The sequence below is a fragment of the Conexibacter arvalis genome (assembly GCF_014199525.1).
Taxonomy (GTDB): domain Bacteria; phylum Actinomycetota; class Thermoleophilia; order Solirubrobacterales; family Solirubrobacteraceae; genus Conexibacter; species Conexibacter arvalis.
This window is the reverse complement of record NZ_JACHNU010000002.1, coordinates 237,919-253,001: the sequence shown is the minus strand read 5'-3', so window position 1 is coordinate 253,001 and position 15,083 is coordinate 237,919. Positions and strand designations below refer to the sequence as shown.

Genomic DNA, 15,083 nt, shown 5'->3' with positions numbered 1-15,083 from the left:
TCTTCGCCGCGTGCTTCGGGGACTTCTGTGCGGATCGGCGATCGCGATCGCGTTGGGCGTCGCGGGCGCCGAGCGGGGCGCGGGCGCGCGGGCGGACGTGCCGGCCGTCTTCCGCACCTGCGCGTCGGTGCCGTGGAAGGCGCCGTCGCTGGCGGCGCAGCGGCGCCATCTCGGGCGCAACCCGCGCTGGTCGACGGCCGACCGCTCGGACCCGCTGCCGGCGCTGGAGTTCCCGTTCATCCTGCGGATCCGGTCGGCGTCGATCTCTTACGACCAGAGCGAGCTCGGCGGGCTGTGGACGCTGCGCAGAGGTACCCGCAGGGCGCTGTCCAGGTGTCCGCAGACCGGCGGGCCGCGGCGCCACCACATCGTTGTCGTCAAGGGCTGGCGGGTCGAGCGCGCCGAGCTGACGGAGGGCGGCGACCTCGTCGCGTACGGCCGGCCGCGGCCGGGCCGGCTGCAGGTGCTCAACTTCCCCGGCTACGGGAACCGGGAGGGCTTCGTGCAGCGGCGGCTCACGCTCGAGCGCAGCGACGCGCCGGGCTGCGCAATCTCCTCGACGACGGGCGTCGTCACCCGCTACGCGAACGTCTTCGCGGCCGCGATGAGCTGCGCCGAGGTCCGGGCGGCGCTCGCGGAGGTCGACGAGGCCGAGGAGTGGGGAGCGCTGCCCAGCGGCATCGTCTGCGCGAGCGTCGATCGCGGCTACGCCGGCGAACGGGTCACCTGCACCGACGGTGGGTCGCGCTCGATGCGGTTCGACTTCAGCTACGAGGAGTCCGAATGAGCCGCGCGCGCATCGTCGGCCTGCTCGCCTCCGGCGCCGCCGTCTGCGCGCTCGGCGGCGCCCAGAGCGCCGCGGCGGAGACGCGCGTGGTCCCGCTGACGTTCGCGGGCGCCGACTGCCGGTCGGTCGCCGTCGCGACGTACCGCCTGCCGGCCGCAGCGCGGCTGGCCTACGCGACCGCCCCGGTGGTCGGCGCGCGGATCGGCGGGACGAAGGGCGACGCCCACCCGCGCGGCAGCCTCGCGCGCGTCACCGCCGTCGAGGTCCGCGGGCGCACGCTCGCGGTCACCGTCGCCGCCGATCCGGCCCGCTGCCTCGGCGCGCTCCTTCCCGGTGAGCCGGTCGACGGCCCTTGGACGGCGGCGTTGGACGCGAACGTCTCGTTCGTCGTCCCAGACCTCCGTTGGGCACGTCGCCAGACGACCAGCACCGCCGACGCATTGCTCGACCCCGCCTACGCCGGCAGCGTCCGATCCCGCTGCCGGCGGGCCGGGCAAGCGCGCTTCTCGTGCGCGTTCAGCGCGTTCGTCGGCGACTCGGTCGTCGTCGGCCGGGGAAAGGTGTCGATCGGCGGCGACGACGAATGGCCGCGCTACTCGTTCGGCGTCCGCTGGATAGACGAGTACTGCCACGCAGTGCTGCGCCGCCCGCTGAGACGGTGCCTCACGACCGACCGCTGGCGCGCGTGAACCGGCGGCCTCAGACGAGTCGCTCGGTCGCCGCGTCGCGGTGGCCGTCGAAGTAGCGGTCGAGCACCTGCTGGAACAGCAGCTCGTCGGGCGCAGCGCGGGCGAACAGCGTCATCGACGAGCGCAGCTTCATCGCGTCGACCGCGCCAAGGATCTCGCGGGCGTCGCGGTCGTGGACGTCGAGCAGGGCGGCGGCGCACTCGCGCAGACGCGCGCCGAGCACCGGGTGGCCGAGGTAGGCGCGCGCCTCGTCGAGCGACTCGATCGCGTACTCGCGCGCCGTCGCGCTGCGGCCGAGGCCGGCCATCTGCGGGAAGACGAACCACATCCAGTGGCCGGTCTTGCGGCCGGCGCGCAGCTCGGTGAGCGCCCGCTCGTAGGTGCCGGCCTCGTCCTGTGCCTGCACGAAGCGCAGCAGGCGATGGGGGTCGGGGTCAGTCGCCATGGGTGCAGTGATAGCGCGGGCGGCGCGCCGGCGGCCGATCGCGGCGCCGCTACGATCGCCGGTCACATGAGCGAACAGGGCACCAGCGAACCGACCGAGATCCGCGCGCGGCTTCGCGCAGCGCTGTCGAGCGCGATGAAGGCGCGCGACCGGGCGACGATCACCGCGATCCGCTCCGCGCTCACCGCGATCGACGACGCGGAGGCGGTCGATCCCGCCTCCGCCGGGCTGCGCGCGGTCGACAACGAGCACCTCGCCGGCACGGTCGGCGGGCTGGGAGCCGGGGAGGTGGCGCGCGCGGCGCTCGGCGAGGAGGCGATCCGCGCCGTCGTCGTGCGCGAGATCGAGGAGCGCCGCGACGTCGCCGCCGACTACGAGCGGCTCGGCCGACCCGACGAAGCGGCGCGGCTGCGGGCCGAGGCCGACGCGCTCGCGGCCCTCGTCTGATCCTGCCGGCGGCTCAGGCGCTCGCGCGCGGGCCGAGGCCGACACGCTCGCGGCGATCGTCTGAGCCGGACCGCCTCAGGCGCTCGCGCGCTCGGGCAGCTCGCAGCGGCGAGCGCGGCAGGCGGCGATCGGCACCGGGCGGGAAGCCGTCGGGCGAGCGGGCGCGGGCCGGCGCGACGACGGCAGCGACCGGCGCAGCGCGACGAAGCCGAACGCACCGCCGATCAGCGGGATCCAGAAGAGGATCACGCGGTAGGCGAGGACGGCGGCGGCGGTCGCCGCGGCCGGGGCCCCGAACGCGATCAGCATGCCGAGCAGGCCGCCGTCGACGCCGCCGATCCCGCCGGGGATCGGGAGGAGGCCGCCGAGCTGGCCGACGAGGTAGCCGAGCACGATCACCGAGATGTCGACGTCGGCGCCGAAGGCGCGGAAGGCGGCCCACAGCACGGCGTTGTCGAAGATCCAGTAGCCGACCGTTCCGGCGACCATCAGCGGATCGCCGCCGCGCACGATCTCGATCGCCTCGCGCGTCCCCGCCACGACGCTGCGCCGGGCGGTCGCCAGGCCGCGTGCGGTCCTGCTCGCGCCGGGCGGCGCCGGCTCGCCCTCGCCGATCCGCGGCAGCAGCACGACCGCGACGATCGCCACGACCGACAGCGCCGCGGGCAGCACGGTCAGCCACGGCGACACCGGCGGGCCGACGAGACCGATCGCCATCGCCGCACCGAGCACCGCGACGGCGACGAAGTTGACCGAGCCCTTGATCAGGAAGAACGCGACCGAGCGGCGCGCGACGCGCTCGGGCTCCATCCCGTCCTGGACCAGCGCCCACCCGCCCAGCGCCAGGCCGGCCGCGCCGCTGGCCGGGACGATCGACCCCATCCCGAGCGCCGACCAGCCGATCCGCTGCGCGACCGCCCACGGCCGGCCCGCGCAGAAGATCGCGCGGAACAGCAGCACGTACGACAGGCACGAGAGCAGCTGCAGCGCGACGGCCAGCAGGATCCAGCCGACGCTCGCGCCCGCCAGCAGCGCCCGCACCTCGCCGAGGCCGGGCGCCAGCAGGGCGACGAGCGTCAACGCTCCCAGGAGCGCCGCCACCTGCGCCGCGCCCGCGAGCAGCCGGCGCGGCTCGAGCGCGCTCGGCGGCAGCTGGTCATGGGCGGTGTCGGGCGGGGAGTCCATCGGCGGTCGATCTGCGTCCTGCGCTCCCTGCGCGGGCGCGGGGAGAACACTCGCGGCGCGCGCGCCGCGGCGGAATCCCGATGGCCCGCCTCTCGCGGTGGGGGCAGCCGCACCCGCGCCCGTGGGGTTGTCCGCTGCTCGCCGGCTCGGACTGGTCATGCGGGTAGGACCGGCGCCGGCGTCGAAAGTGAGCGGTCCGGGTGAAGACGAGGCGTCGAGCGCGGCGCGGGCGCGGTGGGGAGCGTGGACGAGCGCGGTGTCGAGCGTCGGGCCGGAGGCCCGCGCCGAGCGGCTCGCCGAGCCCGTCTAGCCCGAGCCGGGCTTCGACTCGCGCCCCTGCAGGCGCGCCTTCGCCGCGTCGGGCAGCACGCGGCTGCCGGCGGCCTGCAGCTTCGTCTTCAGCGATGCGGAGACGACGCGCTCGTCGCCTCTCATCAGCGCCTCGAAGCCGTCGCGGGCGACGTCAGCGGGGTCGTCCTTCTCGCCGGCGGCGATCCTCGTGTCGTCCATGCCGGCGCGCTCGAAGAACTCGGTTTCGGTCGGGCCCGGCATCAGCGACGTGACCGTCACGCCGCTGCCCTTCAGCTCCTCGCGCAGCGCGAGCGCGAACGACTGCACGAACGACTTCGAGGCGTTGTAGACCGTCTGGTAGGTGCCCGGCAGCGCCGCGGCGATCGAGGAGGTGAAGAGGATCCGGCCCTCGCCGCGCCGCTCCATCGCCTGCGCGACGTGCTTGGCGAGGTGGACGGTCGAGCGGACGTTGACGTCGACGACCCGCAGGTCGTCCTCGAGTCTCGTGTCGGTCGCGAAGGCGCCGCCGACGCCGATGCCGGCGTTGAGCGCGGCAGCGGCCAGCGGGCGACCGTGCCCCTCGGTCCGCCGCCACAGCTCGTCGACGCCCGCGTCGCCCGCGAGGTCGACGGTGACGGCGTCGACGTTCGCCCCGAGCGCCTCCAGCTCGCGCTTGGCGTCCTGGAGCTGCGCGTCGTCGGCGGCGATCACGAGGTCGAAGTCGTGGCGCGCGAACTCCTTCGCCAGCTCGCGCCCGATGCCGCTGGAGGCGCCGGTGACGAGCGCGAGCGGCCGCGTGGTCGTTCCCATGCAGCGCAGGTGCCCGGCACGGGGCGGGCGAAAACGGCGGACGTGTGCCGGGCGATGCCGGCGGTGGGCGGGCGGAACCGGCAGCGGCGTGCGGGGCGATCACCGTGGCCGCGCGAGCGCGAGGCCGCGGCGCCGTGCGGCCGTGACGGTGCCGCGGACGACCATCCGCTCCGGCTCGCGGCCGATCGGCCGCAGTCGCGCCTCCCGCGCCAGCAGCGGCAGCGCCGTCTCGAGCAGTGCATGCGCGAGCGGCTCCCCGAGGCAGCGCCGCTCGCCGCCGCCGAACGGCAGGTACGGCGTCTCGTCCGGGGCCGACGCCCACCGCTCCGGACGGAAGGCGTCCGGGTCCGGGAAGGCGAGCGGGTCGCGGTGGAGCAGGACGGTCGGCAGCAGCGCGACGGCGCCGGCCGGCAGCGTCGCGCCGCCGACCGTCAACGGCTCGCGCAGCCGCCGCACGACCGCGTGGACGGGCGGCCGCAGCCGCAGCGTCTCGCGCACGAACCGCTCGCGCGCGGCGGACGTGGCCGCCGCGCCGGTCGGGGCGGCCGCGCCGACGCCCGCGCCGCTCCGCGCGGCGATCGGCGCGCCGTCGGCGGCATCTGGACGGGCGTCCGCAGGCGGGTCGGCGGTCGCGTCGAAGAACGGCGCGGCCAGCTCGGGCTCGCGCGCGACCCGGTCGAGCAGCCAGGCGAGCGCGCAGGCCGGCGGCTCCTGACCGGCGGCCAGCAGCGGGATCAGCTGGTCGACGGCCGCGGCGGTCGGCAGCGGCGGCGCGGCGACGCCGCCGACCATGCAGTCGATCAGGTCGGGCGCGGCGGCGGGCGCGCCGCGGCTCTCGGCCACGATGCCGGCGGCCGTGCCGGCGGCGGGCGCGGACCCACTCTCGGCCACGATGCCCGCGGCCCCGCCGGCGGCGGGCGCGGCGGCCGCGTCTCCGTCGCGCCGTCGCTCCTCCAGCTCGGCGGCGAGCAGCCGGCGGACCGGCTCGGCGCGGCGGTCGAACAGCGGGCCGGCGAGCTCGCCAAGGAAGCCGGCGCCCTCGCCGGGCGGCGGCAGCGGCGGATAGCCCGGCGTCCACAGCATCCGCCGGATCGCCGGAACCAGCAGCCGCGCCCGCGTCTCGTCGCGGATGCCGAGCACGAGTCGCACGAACACGTCGTCGGCGAGCGCGCGCGTGCGCGGCAGCAGCCGCAGCGGGCGGTCGCGCGGCCACGAGCGCGCGTGCCGCTCGGCCAGCTCGGCGATCGCGGCGCGGCGGGCGGCGACCGCGGCCGGGGCGAACGCCGGCTCGACGCGGGCGCGCGCAGCGCGGTGCTCGCCGCCGTCAGCGCCGAGGACCGAGCGGGGCGAGACGAAGCCGAGGACGCGCCGCCGCGCCTCGCCGCCGCGGGCGCGCAGCGGGTCGGCGGCGAGCAGCGGCGCGACGGCCTCCGGCGCCGCGACGACGACCGTCGGCCCGGTCACCAGCAGGCGGATCGTGAACACCTCGCCGAATTCGGCCCGCGCCGCGCGCAGGAAACCGAGCGGGTCGCGGTGGAAGCGGACCGTCTGCTCGAGCCGTCCGTCGCGCGGTCCGGGCGGGAGCGCGAGCTTCATCGTCGCGACGGTTCCCCGCCGCCGCGCGTCGAAACACCGCACGACCCGCGCCGCCCCGGCCGGGTCCGCGCCGCGACCTGCGGCTCGGCTCGCGCGATCGGCGCGCGGTTCGCCGGGTAGCGGGGAAGGCCCGACCACTTCAGGAGGTGCCGACATGGCGTCCGAGACGAAGACGACCACCGACCACGACGAGATCCGCCGCTGGGTCGAGGCCCACGACGGCAGACCGGCGAGCGTGCGCGGCACGGAGGGCGAGGGCGGTGCCGGCGTGCTGCGGATCGACTTCCCCGGCGGCGCCGGCGAGGACGAGCTGAGACCGATCTCCTGGGAGGAGTGGTTCGACACGTTCGACGACCGCAACCTCGCCTTCCTCCATCAGGAGCACAAGAGCAGCGGGGAGGACTCGACCTTCTTCAAGCTCGTCTCGCGCTGAGCACCGCCGACATCACGCGCGCCGCCGTGCGGATCGTGCTGGTCGTGGCCGGCACGGCGGTCGCGCTGTGGCTGCTGTGGCGGCTGCGCCAGCCGCTCGCGTGGCTGGCGATCGCCGCCTTCCTCGCGATCGTCGCCTCCGGGCCGGTCGAGCTGCTCGAGCGGCGGCTGCCGCGGCCGCTCGCGGTCGCCTGCGTCTATGTCGCGCTGTTCGCCGTCCCGGTCGGGCTCGCGCTGCTGATCTGGCCGACCGTCGCCGACCAGGCGCAGGCGCTCGTCCGCCGCCTGCCCGAGTGGATCGACGAGGCCGGCGCCTGGCTCGACGAGAACGAGACCTTCCGCCGGCTCGACGACGAGTACCAGGTCGTCGACCGCGTGCGGGAGGCGGCCGCCGACCTGCCCGCGCGCGTCGACGACCTCCTCTCGCTCGCCTCGACCGCGGTCGCGGGGATCGTCAGCGCCGCCGTCTCGGCGGTCGTCGTGCTCGTGCTGGCGATCGCGATGACGCTCCACGGCGACCGCCTCGCCGCCGCCGGCCTGCGGCTCGTGCCGGACGAGCACCGCGCCCGCGCCGAGCGGACCGCGCGCGACGTGCGCGGCGCGACGCTCGCCTACGTCCGCGCCCAGCTGTCGATCGCGCTGATCGCCGCGGTCTCCGGCTACGTCGTGATGACGGCGCTCGGGATCCCGTTCCGCGAGCCGCTCGCGGTCGTGATCGCCTTCGGCTCGCTGCTGCCGGTGATCGGTTCGCTGCTGTGGGGCGTGACGATCGGACTGGTGACGGTCTTCGTCGGCTTCCCGGCGACGACGCTGCTGTGGGCGCTGTGGGCGGTCGCCTACCCGCAGCTCGAGAACAACGTGCTGCAGCCGCTGATCCAGCGCCGCGCCGTCGACGTCGCGCCGATCGTCGTGCTGTTCGCGGTCCTCTGCGGCGGGACGCTGTTCGGCGCGATCGGCGTGCTGCTGGCGATCCCGACCGCCGCCGCGCTCCAGATCGCGCTGCGCGAGTGGCTCGCGTGGCGCGCGGAGGAGCGGGCGGCGGCGACGGCGCGAGCGGCTCCGCTCCGTCGGCGCACGGCCGGGTGATCGCAACGAGGCGGTGCGGCGGGACCGTCAGCCGTGCCGGGACCGCTCCGCGCCGGCGGCGGCGAGCGGCCGCGCCGGCCGTCTCCACAGCCGGTCGCCGAGCAGCGTCAGCGACGCCGGCGCCAGCACGAGCCGCACGAGCGTGACGTCGATCAGGATCGCGGTCGCCAGCCCGATGCCGGTCATCTTCACGGTCGAGTCGGGGTCGGTCGCGAAGCCGAGGAAGACGACGATCATGATCGCCCCGGCCGCGGTGATCGTCCAGCGCGTCCGCATGCTCGCCTCCGCGACCGCCGCGGCGACGTGGCCGCCGCGCTTCAGCCACTCCTCCCGCACGCGCGACAGCAGGAAGACGTTGTAGTCGGTCGAGAGGCCGAACAGGATCGCGAACATGAACAGCGGGGTGTATGGGACGACCGGCTGCACGTCGACGCCGATCAGGCTCGTGCCGGCGTCGGTCTGGAACAGCAGGTGGACGACGCCGTAGGCGCCGGCGATCGAGACGAGGTTGAAGACCGCCGACAGCACCGCGATCTTCAGCGAGCGGAAGGTGACGGCCAGCAGCACGAGCGACAGCCCGACGACGACGAGTGCGAAGAGCGGCAGGCGGTCGGCGATCCGCCCGGCCTCGTCGACCAGCCGCGCCGTGTAGCCGCCGACGAGCGCCTGCGTCCCCGCGTCGCCGTCGAGCGCCGCCGGGATCGTCTCGTCGCGCAGCTCGCGCACGAGGTCGGAGGTGCGGCTGTCCTGCGGCGAGGTGGTCGGGAAGACGGTGATCAGCGCCGCGTCGCCGGCCTCGTCGAGCACCGGCTCGCCGGCCGAGGCGACGCCGTCGGCGCCGGCGAGCGCGTCGCGGACCCGGTCGGCGGCGGCGCGCACGTCGCCGCCTCTGTCGGCGTCGACGGTGACGACGAGCGGGCCGTTGAAGCCGGGGCCGAAGGCGGCGGCGAGGCGGTCGTAGGCCTGGCGCTGGGTCTCCTTCTGCGGCAGGTTGCCGTTGTCGGGCTGGCCCAGCTCGAGGCCGAGCGCCGGGATCGCGAGCGCGGCCGAGACGATCACGCCGAGCAGCAGCGCGATGCGCGGGCGGCGCAGCGCGAAGCCTCTGCGGGCCGGGGCGGAGGGCGCGGGGGCGGCCGGGGCGGCGGTGGCGTCGTCGGCGGGGGCGCCGGTGGCGCCGGACGCGGCGCGGCGCGTGCGGCGGGGCAGCATGCGGCTGCCGGCGGCGGCGAACAGCGGCGGCAGCAGGACCACCGCGACGAGCGCCGTCACGAGCACCATCACGCCGGCGGCGACGCCGACCTTGCCGACGAACGGGATCCCGGTCACGAGCAGGCCGCTGATCGAGACGAGCACGACGCCGGCGGCGGTCACGGCCGAGTGGCCGGCGGTCGCGTTGGTCGTGACGGCGGCGTCGGCGGGCGATCTGCCGGCGCGCAGCTCCTCCTGGTGGCGCGCCGCGTTCAGCAGCGCGTAGTCGATGCCGGCGCCGAGGCCGAGCATCGCGGCCATCGTCGGCGCGAGGCTGGGGATCTCGATCCCCGCCGCCGCCAGGCCGAGCAGGCCGAAGCCGAACGCGACGCCGAGCAGCGCCGTCAGCAGCGAGGCGAGCGTCGCCCGCAGCGAGCGCAGCACCGCCAGCATCAGCACGAGCGCGAGCACGACGCCGGCGATCTCGCCGACCGGCAGCTTCACGTCGTTGCCGGCGTCGACGACGGGGCCCGACATCGCGACCTGCACGCCGGCCGCCTCCAGCGGCGCGGTCGCCTGCTCGAGCCGTCTGCGCGGATCGGCGCCGAGGTCGTCGGCCGTGCCGTCGTAGGAGACGGTCGCGAAGGCGGTGCGGCCGTCGCTCGACAGGTGGCCGGCCGACAGCGGGTCCTCGACGCCGGTCACGTTCGGCTGGCGCTCGATCGCGGCGATCGCCCTGCCGATCTCGACGCTGCGCTCCCCGGCTCTCAGCGTGCCGTCGGGGACGCTGAGGACGACGGTCGCCGAGTCGCCTCTCTGGTCGGGGAAGCGCTCGGCGATCAGGTCCTGCGCCTTCTGCGACTCGATCCCGGGGACGGTGAAGTCGTCGATCAGGTCGCCGCCGCCGGCGAATGCGCCGACGGTGCCGAGGAGCAGGGCGGTGAGGAGGGCGACGACCGACAGCCGGGGCCTGCGGGTCGTCGCACGGGCGAGGGTGCGGAGGATCGAGGTCATGGCCGCGACGATAAGCAGACGGAGTCTAGATTTCGACTGAGTAGCCGAATTCCGGGGGTTATCCCCCGAGATCCGCTGCAAGCCCGTCGGGCTGGCACCCGTGGCGCGGCGCTCAGCGCGACGCGGCGGCGAGGCTGGCGAGGCCGCCGTCGACGAAGGCGACCGCGGCGTCGAGCAGCGCGTCGATCTCGGCCGCCGGGAGCGCTCTTCTCGTGCGCTTCATCCGCTGCGCCGCCTCCTGCTCGCAGGCGACGAGCGCGGAGGTCAGTGAGCCGGCGACCAGCCGCGCTGCGAGCGGGCGGTCGCCCTCCATCGTGCGCGCGAGCGCCGTCGCGATCGTCGTCTCGATCTCGCTCAGGAGCCGCGAGCGGGCCGCGGCGATCGCCGGCACCTGCGCGGCGAGGTCGACCTGCAGGACGAGGTCGGGCTCGACCCAGCCGACGAGCGTCCGCAGCCAGGCGCGCACCGCGGCGACGACGGCCGCCTGGTCTCCGGCGTCGGCGAGCGCGGCCTGCAGTGCCTCGAGGGCGACCGGCGCCTCGCCGAGGACGATGTCCTCCTTCGCCGGGTAGTAGGTGAAGACGGTCGCGCGGCTGACCTCGGCCGCCTCGGCGATCTCGGCGACGGTGACGTCGGCGTAGCCCCGCTCCGCGAACAGCCGCATCGCGGCGTCGTGGATCGCGGTGAAGGTCCTTCTGCGCTTGCGCTCGCGGAGTCCGGTCATCGCCCGGGGAGTGTAGTGGCGGTCGACGTTCGCCACGACGGAGTCGAAATCCAGACTCCGTCTAGTATTCTCGTTCGGCATGTCCACCTCATCCGCATCGGCTCACTCGGTCGCGCCCGACGACGTGCGCGCGGCGGTGGCGGCCGGCTCCGAGCTCGGCCGCGACTACGACGACGCGCTCGCCGCGTCGCTGATCGAACGGCTCGACCGCCAGATCGAGCACCAACTCGACCGGCGCGTCCCGACGCTCGCCCAGGACGCCGTCACGGTGCTGATCGCGCTCGGCTCGATCGGCCTCGGCGTCGTCTTCGTCGCCGCGGCAGATCCGCTCGGCGCGCTCGGCGGGACGCTCGCGACGATCGTCGTCTGGATCAGCATCGCGGTCGTCAACATCGCCCACGCCCGCACGCGGCTGAGACGCTGAGCGGCCCGTCGGCCGCGACCCTCACCGCACCGGCGGCGGGGTGCCCATCGCGCTCTCCGGCAGCGACGGGTCCCAGTCGCATGCCTGGCAGGAGTGGCGGAAGGCCGAGCGGGCGAAGTCGAGCGCGGCGGCGTGCGGGTCGGGACTGGCGGCGACTGCCTCCCAGTCGAGCACGAACTCGCCCAGCTCGGCGTCCCAGCGGGCGGCGTCGGGGGAGAGGACGCCGTCGGCGTAGTGGGCCGGCGCCGGGTGGGCGTATGCGTAGAAGGCCGGCCGGCCGTAGCGCGCGTCGCCGGGCCACCAGCCGACTGCGACCTCCTGGCTGTCCATCGCGTTGCGCATCAGGAAGTCGTCGGAGGGCGGGTCGGCCGGCTCGCCGGAGAAGAGGTTGACGGCGAGGTCGAACGACCCCCACCAGGCGTTGACGGGCGTCGAGCGGCCGCGGTATGGGGCGCGGAACTCGGCCAGCACCAGCGCAGCCCGCGTCGCGGCGGCGAAGTAGGCCTCGACCGCGTCGCGGTCGTAGGTGCGGTGCTGCTCGTCCTCGTCGAGCGGGACCGTCCACGTCACCTCCTGCGGCGTCGGGTCGATCGCGACCGGGCCGGCCAGCTCGCGGACCGCGTCGAGCAGCTGGCGCGCGACCGCCCCGACCGGCCGGTCGGGGCCGAGCGGGAAGTGGCGGCGGCGCCCGTCGCTGTGCTCGACGACCGCCTCGTGGACCCGCAGGTCGAGCGTCGCCGAGACCGCGCCGGAGCCGTTCGGCGCCGGGAGCGGCAGCGTCTCCCAGCCGCGAGTGGTCAGGCGCAGCGCGGCATGCTGCAGCTGCGGCTCGGGCGGGGCGAGCGCGACCGCCAGCTTGCCCAGCACCTGCGTGTGGGCGTGGAGCGTGTCGCAGGTCGCGCTCCACGTCTCGTACGGCGCGAGCGCCGGGAAGGAGGAGGACATGCCCTGACCCATACCCGCAGGCGGGGGAGGTTGACAAGCGCCGGCGGGACGGGAACCGTCTCAGCCGCCGGCATGCCGCTCCCACGGCCGCGTGAGCCGCAGGGCGCTGAGGATCGCGCGGGTCGCCGGGGAGCGGTTGAGCGTGATGAAGTGGATCCCGGGCGCGCCGCGGGCGAGCAGCTCCGAGCATTGGAGCGTCGCGTAGGCGACGCCCAGCTCGGCGACCGCCTCGTCGTCGCCGCGGCGGGCTTCCAGCTCGCGCAGCAGACCCGCCGGCATGTGCGCCGCCGACAGCTCGCTCATCCGCCGCACGCCGTCGATCGAGAGGATCGGCATCACGCCCGGCACGATCGGCACGTCGATCCCGATCGCGCGCGCCCGCTCGACGAAGTCGAAGTAGAAGCGGTTGTCGAAGAACATCTGCGTGATCAGGAACCTCGCGCCGGCGTCGACCTTCGCCTTCAGGTGGCGCAGGTCGTCCTCCGGCGAGGTCGCGTGGATGTGCGTCTCGGGGAAGGCGGCGCTGCCGATCGAGAAGTCGTACTCGCCGACCATCAGCTCGACCAGCTCGCGCGAGAACTCGAGACCGCCGTCGGTCTTCGTCCAGCGCGTCTGGCCGCGCGGCGGGTCGCCGCGCAGCGCGAGCACGTTCTCGACGCCGCCGTCGCGCATCCGGTCGAGCACGGCGCGCAGGTCGTCGACCGTCGCGTTGACGCAGGTGAGGTGGGCCATCGCCTCCAGGCCCAGCTCGTGCTTGATTCTCAGCACGCACTCGATCGTCCCCTCGCGTGTCGAGCCGCCGGCGCCGTAGGTGACCGAGACGTAGTCGGGCGCCATCGGCTGCAGGTCGCGCAGCGCCCGCTCGAGGTTCTCGACGCCTCTCGGCGATCTCGGCGGGAAGAACTCGAATGAGAACACCGGCTCGACGGCGCTGCTGAAGGTCTGTTCGATGCGGGCCATCGCCGCAGTGTCGCAAGCGACAGCCCGCGAAGCGGTCAGTCGGCCAGCAGGAAGGCGAGCTCCGTCCGCCAGTCGGCCGGGTCGTCGATCTGCGGCGGGCCGGCGAGGTAGCGCTCGACGCGCGCCTCGAAGCGGAAGCCGTCGTCGCTCTGCTCGCCGGCGAAGCGCAGCCGGTTGTCGAGCGCGTGGGCGATCACCAGCTCGTGAGCGGCGGCGAGGTCCCGGCCCTCCCACCGGGCCGTCGTCGCGCGGTAGGCGCCGCGATGGTCGTAGACGAGCCAGCGGCCGGCGGGGAGGAAGTCGACGCGGGCGCGGCCGTCGCCGGCGACCTGCGCGCCCGTCGCGAGCGGCGCGGCGACGTCGACGACGAAGCGACCGCCCTCCTCGTACAGCGGATAGCTCATGAACGGCGGGCCCGCCGGCTCGACGCCGTGCTCGCCGAGCCAGGCAAACAGCGCGGGGAAGATCTCGTCGACGGTGGCGCGGAAGTCGTCGACGTCGCCCTCGGCGTGGAGCGCGACGTACGGCTGCGCCGGCCGCTCCTCGATGCGCGGGGGCGTGCTCGCGGCGAGCAGGTCAGGTTGCTGAGTGGTCATGCAGGTGCAGACCGGCAGCGGCCGCCGAACTCATCGCTCGCGGTCGTCCTCCTCGGCCGACGGCGGCGCGGGCGTCGCGGGCGCCTCGTGCGCGTCGGAGCCTTCGGGTCCCTCGGGAGCCTCCGGCGCCTCGGGTGCCGCGGGCGGGAAGCGCGACTCGGCGTCCTCGGCGACGGTCCGCAGCTGGCCGGCCAGCGCCTTCGTCGCGTCGATCAGCCGCTGCCGCTCCTGCCACAGCCGCTCGACGTCGTCGTCGAGCGCCCGCACGCGAGCGACGGCCGCCTCGTGCAGCGCGGCCGCCTCGCGCTCGGCGCGCTGGAGCCGGTCGTCGGCGCGGGCGCGCGACGCTCTCGTCGTCTCGTCGGCGGCCTGCTCGGCCTGCCGCAGGATCGCCGCGGTCTGCTCGCCGACGCGATCGAGCGCGCGCTGGACGGCGATCGTCGGCGTCGTGCGCTCCTCGAACCGCTCCAGCGCCGCCTCGACCGCCGCGACGTAGTCGTCGACAGCCTGCACGTCGTAGCCGCGCCAGACGACCGGGAAGGTGGCGTCGCGCAGCGCGTCCAGCTGCGGGTCGACCGCGTCGGAGCGCGTCGGCGTCGAGGCCGGCGGGACCGCGAGCGCATCCTGCTCGACGGTCTCGTAGGGCGCCTGCTCAGGCGCGGGCGCGGGTTCCGGCTCCGGTCCGGGAAGCGCCGGATCGGCGGCCGCCCCGGGCGCCGTGCCGGCCTGCGCCTCCTCGCCGGGGCCCGCGCCTGTCGGCGCGGGCTCGGCGCGGGGGGAGGAGGCGGCGCCCGCGTCCGGGTCGCCCTCCCATTCGGGAACCTCCGCGAACGGCGCCGTCATCTCCTCGGTCGGCTGAGGGTCCTTGGGGCGGTTCGCTCTGTCGTCGAATTCGAGTGCCACGTGTGGCTATTTCCCCGTCGCGGCGACACCCCAATCGAACTTCACCTGGGTGCAATCGAACGTTCGCGGCGGCTCAGCCGTCGAGGTACTCGCTGAAGCGCACCATGTTCCCCGACGGGTCGCGGAATGCGCAGTCGACAACGCCGTAGGACTGCCGGACCGGCTCCTGCAGCACCTCGGCGCCGCCGGCGCGCAGCCGCTCGAAGGTCTCCGCGCACGAGTCGACGCGGAAGATCAGCGCCGGCATCGAGCCCTTCGCGACCAGCTCGCGCAGCGTGTCCCAGTCGGCCGGCGGCGACGGCGGCCCGACGGCGAGCAGGCCGAGCTGGACGTCGTCCTGGCCCGGGGCGCCGACGGTCAGCCAGCGCATGTGGCCCATGTCGGCGTCGCTGCGCAGCTCCAGGCCGAGCAGGTCGGTGTAGAACGCCAGCGCCTCGTCCTGGTCGTGGACGAAGAGGAACGAATGGTTGAGTGAGATCGCCATGGCGGCGATGCTAGGCGCGGCCCGGACGGCTGGCTTCTCCGATCCTGCTTGGCCGGAGCGGGGGCGCGGGGCGCGGG

The 15,083-nt window shown here is 75.4% G+C and carries 17 protein-coding genes; 6 read left to right on the top strand and 11 right to left on the bottom strand.

The window, feature by feature from the left end:
- Positions 1-10 precede the first annotated feature (10 nt).
- Together BDZ31_RS09740 and BDZ31_RS09735 are read left to right on the top strand one after the other, a co-directional pair.
- Complete coding sequence (locus BDZ31_RS09740; protein WP_183341521.1) at positions 11-787, top strand: hypothetical protein; 777 nt, start codon at positions 11-13, stop codon at positions 785-787.
- On the top strand, positions 784-1,476 hold the full coding sequence (locus BDZ31_RS09735; protein ID WP_183341519.1) for a hypothetical protein: 693 nt from the start codon (positions 784-786) through the stop codon (positions 1,474-1,476). Before BDZ31_RS09740 ends, BDZ31_RS09735 begins: the two co-directional genes overlap by 4 nt.
- A 10-nt stretch (positions 1,477-1,486) precedes the next feature.
- On the opposite strand, the gene BDZ31_RS09730 is transcribed toward BDZ31_RS09735, so the two are convergent.
- Positions 1,487-1,921 carry a DUF1810 domain-containing protein gene (locus tag BDZ31_RS09730; protein ID WP_183341517.1) on the bottom strand — a complete coding sequence of 145 codons (435 nt, stop codon included), beginning with the start codon at positions 1,919-1,921 and terminating at the stop codon, positions 1,487-1,489.
- Between the two features lie 66 nt (positions 1,922-1,987).
- Between BDZ31_RS09730 and BDZ31_RS09725 the strand changes: the two genes are divergently transcribed.
- Complete coding sequence (locus BDZ31_RS09725) at positions 1,988-2,368, top strand: GatB/YqeY domain-containing protein (protein ID WP_183341516.1); 381 nt, start codon at positions 1,988-1,990, stop codon at positions 2,366-2,368.
- A 75-nt stretch (positions 2,369-2,443) separates the two neighbouring features.
- Here BDZ31_RS09725 and BDZ31_RS09720 read toward each other — a convergent pair whose 3' ends face one another.
- The 3 genes from BDZ31_RS09720 to BDZ31_RS25510 all read right to left on the bottom strand — a co-directional run bounded on the left by BDZ31_RS09720 (position 2,444) and on the right by BDZ31_RS25510 (position 6,250).
- The gene (locus BDZ31_RS09720; RefSeq protein ID WP_183341514.1) at positions 2,444-3,553 is read right to left on the bottom strand and encodes a flippase-like domain-containing protein; all 1,110 of its coding nucleotides are present in this window, start codon (positions 3,551-3,553) and stop codon (positions 2,444-2,446) included.
- Positions 3,554-3,859: 306 nt separating this feature from the next.
- The gene (locus BDZ31_RS09715; protein ID WP_183341512.1) at positions 3,860-4,654 is read right to left on the bottom strand and encodes an SDR family NAD(P)-dependent oxidoreductase; all 795 of its coding nucleotides are present in this window, start codon (positions 4,652-4,654) and stop codon (positions 3,860-3,862) included.
- A gap of 99 nt (positions 4,655-4,753) precedes the next feature.
- Positions 4,754-6,250 (bottom strand): cytochrome P450, encoded by a 1,497-nt coding sequence (locus BDZ31_RS25510; protein WP_183341510.1) that lies wholly within the window; start codon positions 6,248-6,250, stop codon positions 4,754-4,756.
- 154 nt (positions 6,251-6,404) lie between these two features.
- On the opposite strand from BDZ31_RS25510, the gene BDZ31_RS09705 reads away from it, so the two are divergent.
- On the top strand, positions 6,405-6,683 hold the full coding sequence (locus tag BDZ31_RS09705) for a hypothetical protein (protein WP_183341508.1): 279 nt from the start codon (positions 6,405-6,407) through the stop codon (positions 6,681-6,683).
- 26 nt (positions 6,684-6,709) lie between these two features.
- The gene (locus tag BDZ31_RS09700; RefSeq protein WP_183341506.1) at positions 6,710-7,768 is read left to right on the top strand and encodes an AI-2E family transporter; all 1,059 of its coding nucleotides are present in this window, start codon (positions 6,710-6,712) and stop codon (positions 7,766-7,768) included.
- 27 nt (positions 7,769-7,795) lie between these two features.
- Here the strand turns inward: BDZ31_RS09700 and BDZ31_RS09695 are convergent, their stop codons facing one another.
- Both BDZ31_RS09695 and BDZ31_RS24535 read right to left on the bottom strand, forming a co-directional pair.
- The gene (locus tag BDZ31_RS09695) at positions 7,796-9,970 is read right to left on the bottom strand and encodes an MMPL family transporter (protein WP_183341504.1); all 2,175 of its coding nucleotides are present in this window, start codon (positions 9,968-9,970) and stop codon (positions 7,796-7,798) included.
- A gap of 112 nt (positions 9,971-10,082) precedes the next feature.
- Positions 10,083-10,694, bottom strand: a complete 612-nt coding sequence (locus BDZ31_RS24535; RefSeq protein WP_246344876.1) for a TetR/AcrR family transcriptional regulator — start codon at positions 10,692-10,694, stop codon at positions 10,083-10,085.
- 79 nt (positions 10,695-10,773) lie between these two features.
- Here BDZ31_RS24535 and BDZ31_RS09685 point away from each other — a divergent pair, with 79 nt between their 5' ends.
- Positions 10,774-11,118, top strand: coding sequence for a hypothetical protein (locus BDZ31_RS09685; RefSeq protein ID WP_183341502.1), 345 nt, complete (start codon positions 10,774-10,776; stop codon positions 11,116-11,118).
- Positions 11,119-11,139: 21 nt separating this feature from the next.
- Here BDZ31_RS09685 and BDZ31_RS09680 read toward each other — a convergent pair whose 3' ends face one another.
- From BDZ31_RS09680 to BDZ31_RS09660, 5 genes are all read right to left on the bottom strand, one after another.
- Positions 11,140-12,063 carry a DUF5996 family protein gene (locus BDZ31_RS09680; protein WP_183341501.1) on the bottom strand — a complete coding sequence of 308 codons (924 nt, stop codon included), beginning with the start codon at positions 12,061-12,063 and terminating at the stop codon, positions 11,140-11,142.
- A gap of 60 nt (positions 12,064-12,123) precedes the next feature.
- Positions 12,124-13,023, bottom strand: a complete 900-nt coding sequence (metF, locus tag BDZ31_RS09675) for a methylenetetrahydrofolate reductase [NAD(P)H] (protein ID WP_183341499.1) — start codon at positions 13,021-13,023, stop codon at positions 12,124-12,126.
- A gap of 35 nt (positions 13,024-13,058) precedes the next feature.
- Positions 13,059-13,619 carry a GyrI-like domain-containing protein gene (locus BDZ31_RS09670; protein WP_183341497.1) on the bottom strand — a complete coding sequence of 187 codons (561 nt, stop codon included), beginning with the start codon at positions 13,617-13,619 and terminating at the stop codon, positions 13,059-13,061.
- A 30-nt stretch (positions 13,620-13,649) separates the two neighbouring features.
- Positions 13,650-14,522 (bottom strand): DivIVA domain-containing protein, encoded by an 873-nt coding sequence (locus BDZ31_RS09665; protein WP_183341495.1) that lies wholly within the window; start codon positions 14,520-14,522, stop codon positions 13,650-13,652.
- A gap of 73 nt (positions 14,523-14,595) precedes the next feature.
- Positions 14,596-15,006: a VOC family protein gene (locus BDZ31_RS09660; protein ID WP_183341493.1), complete on the bottom strand. Its 411-nt coding sequence runs from the start codon at positions 15,004-15,006 to the stop codon at positions 14,596-14,598.
- Positions 15,007-15,083: the final 77 nt, after the last annotated feature.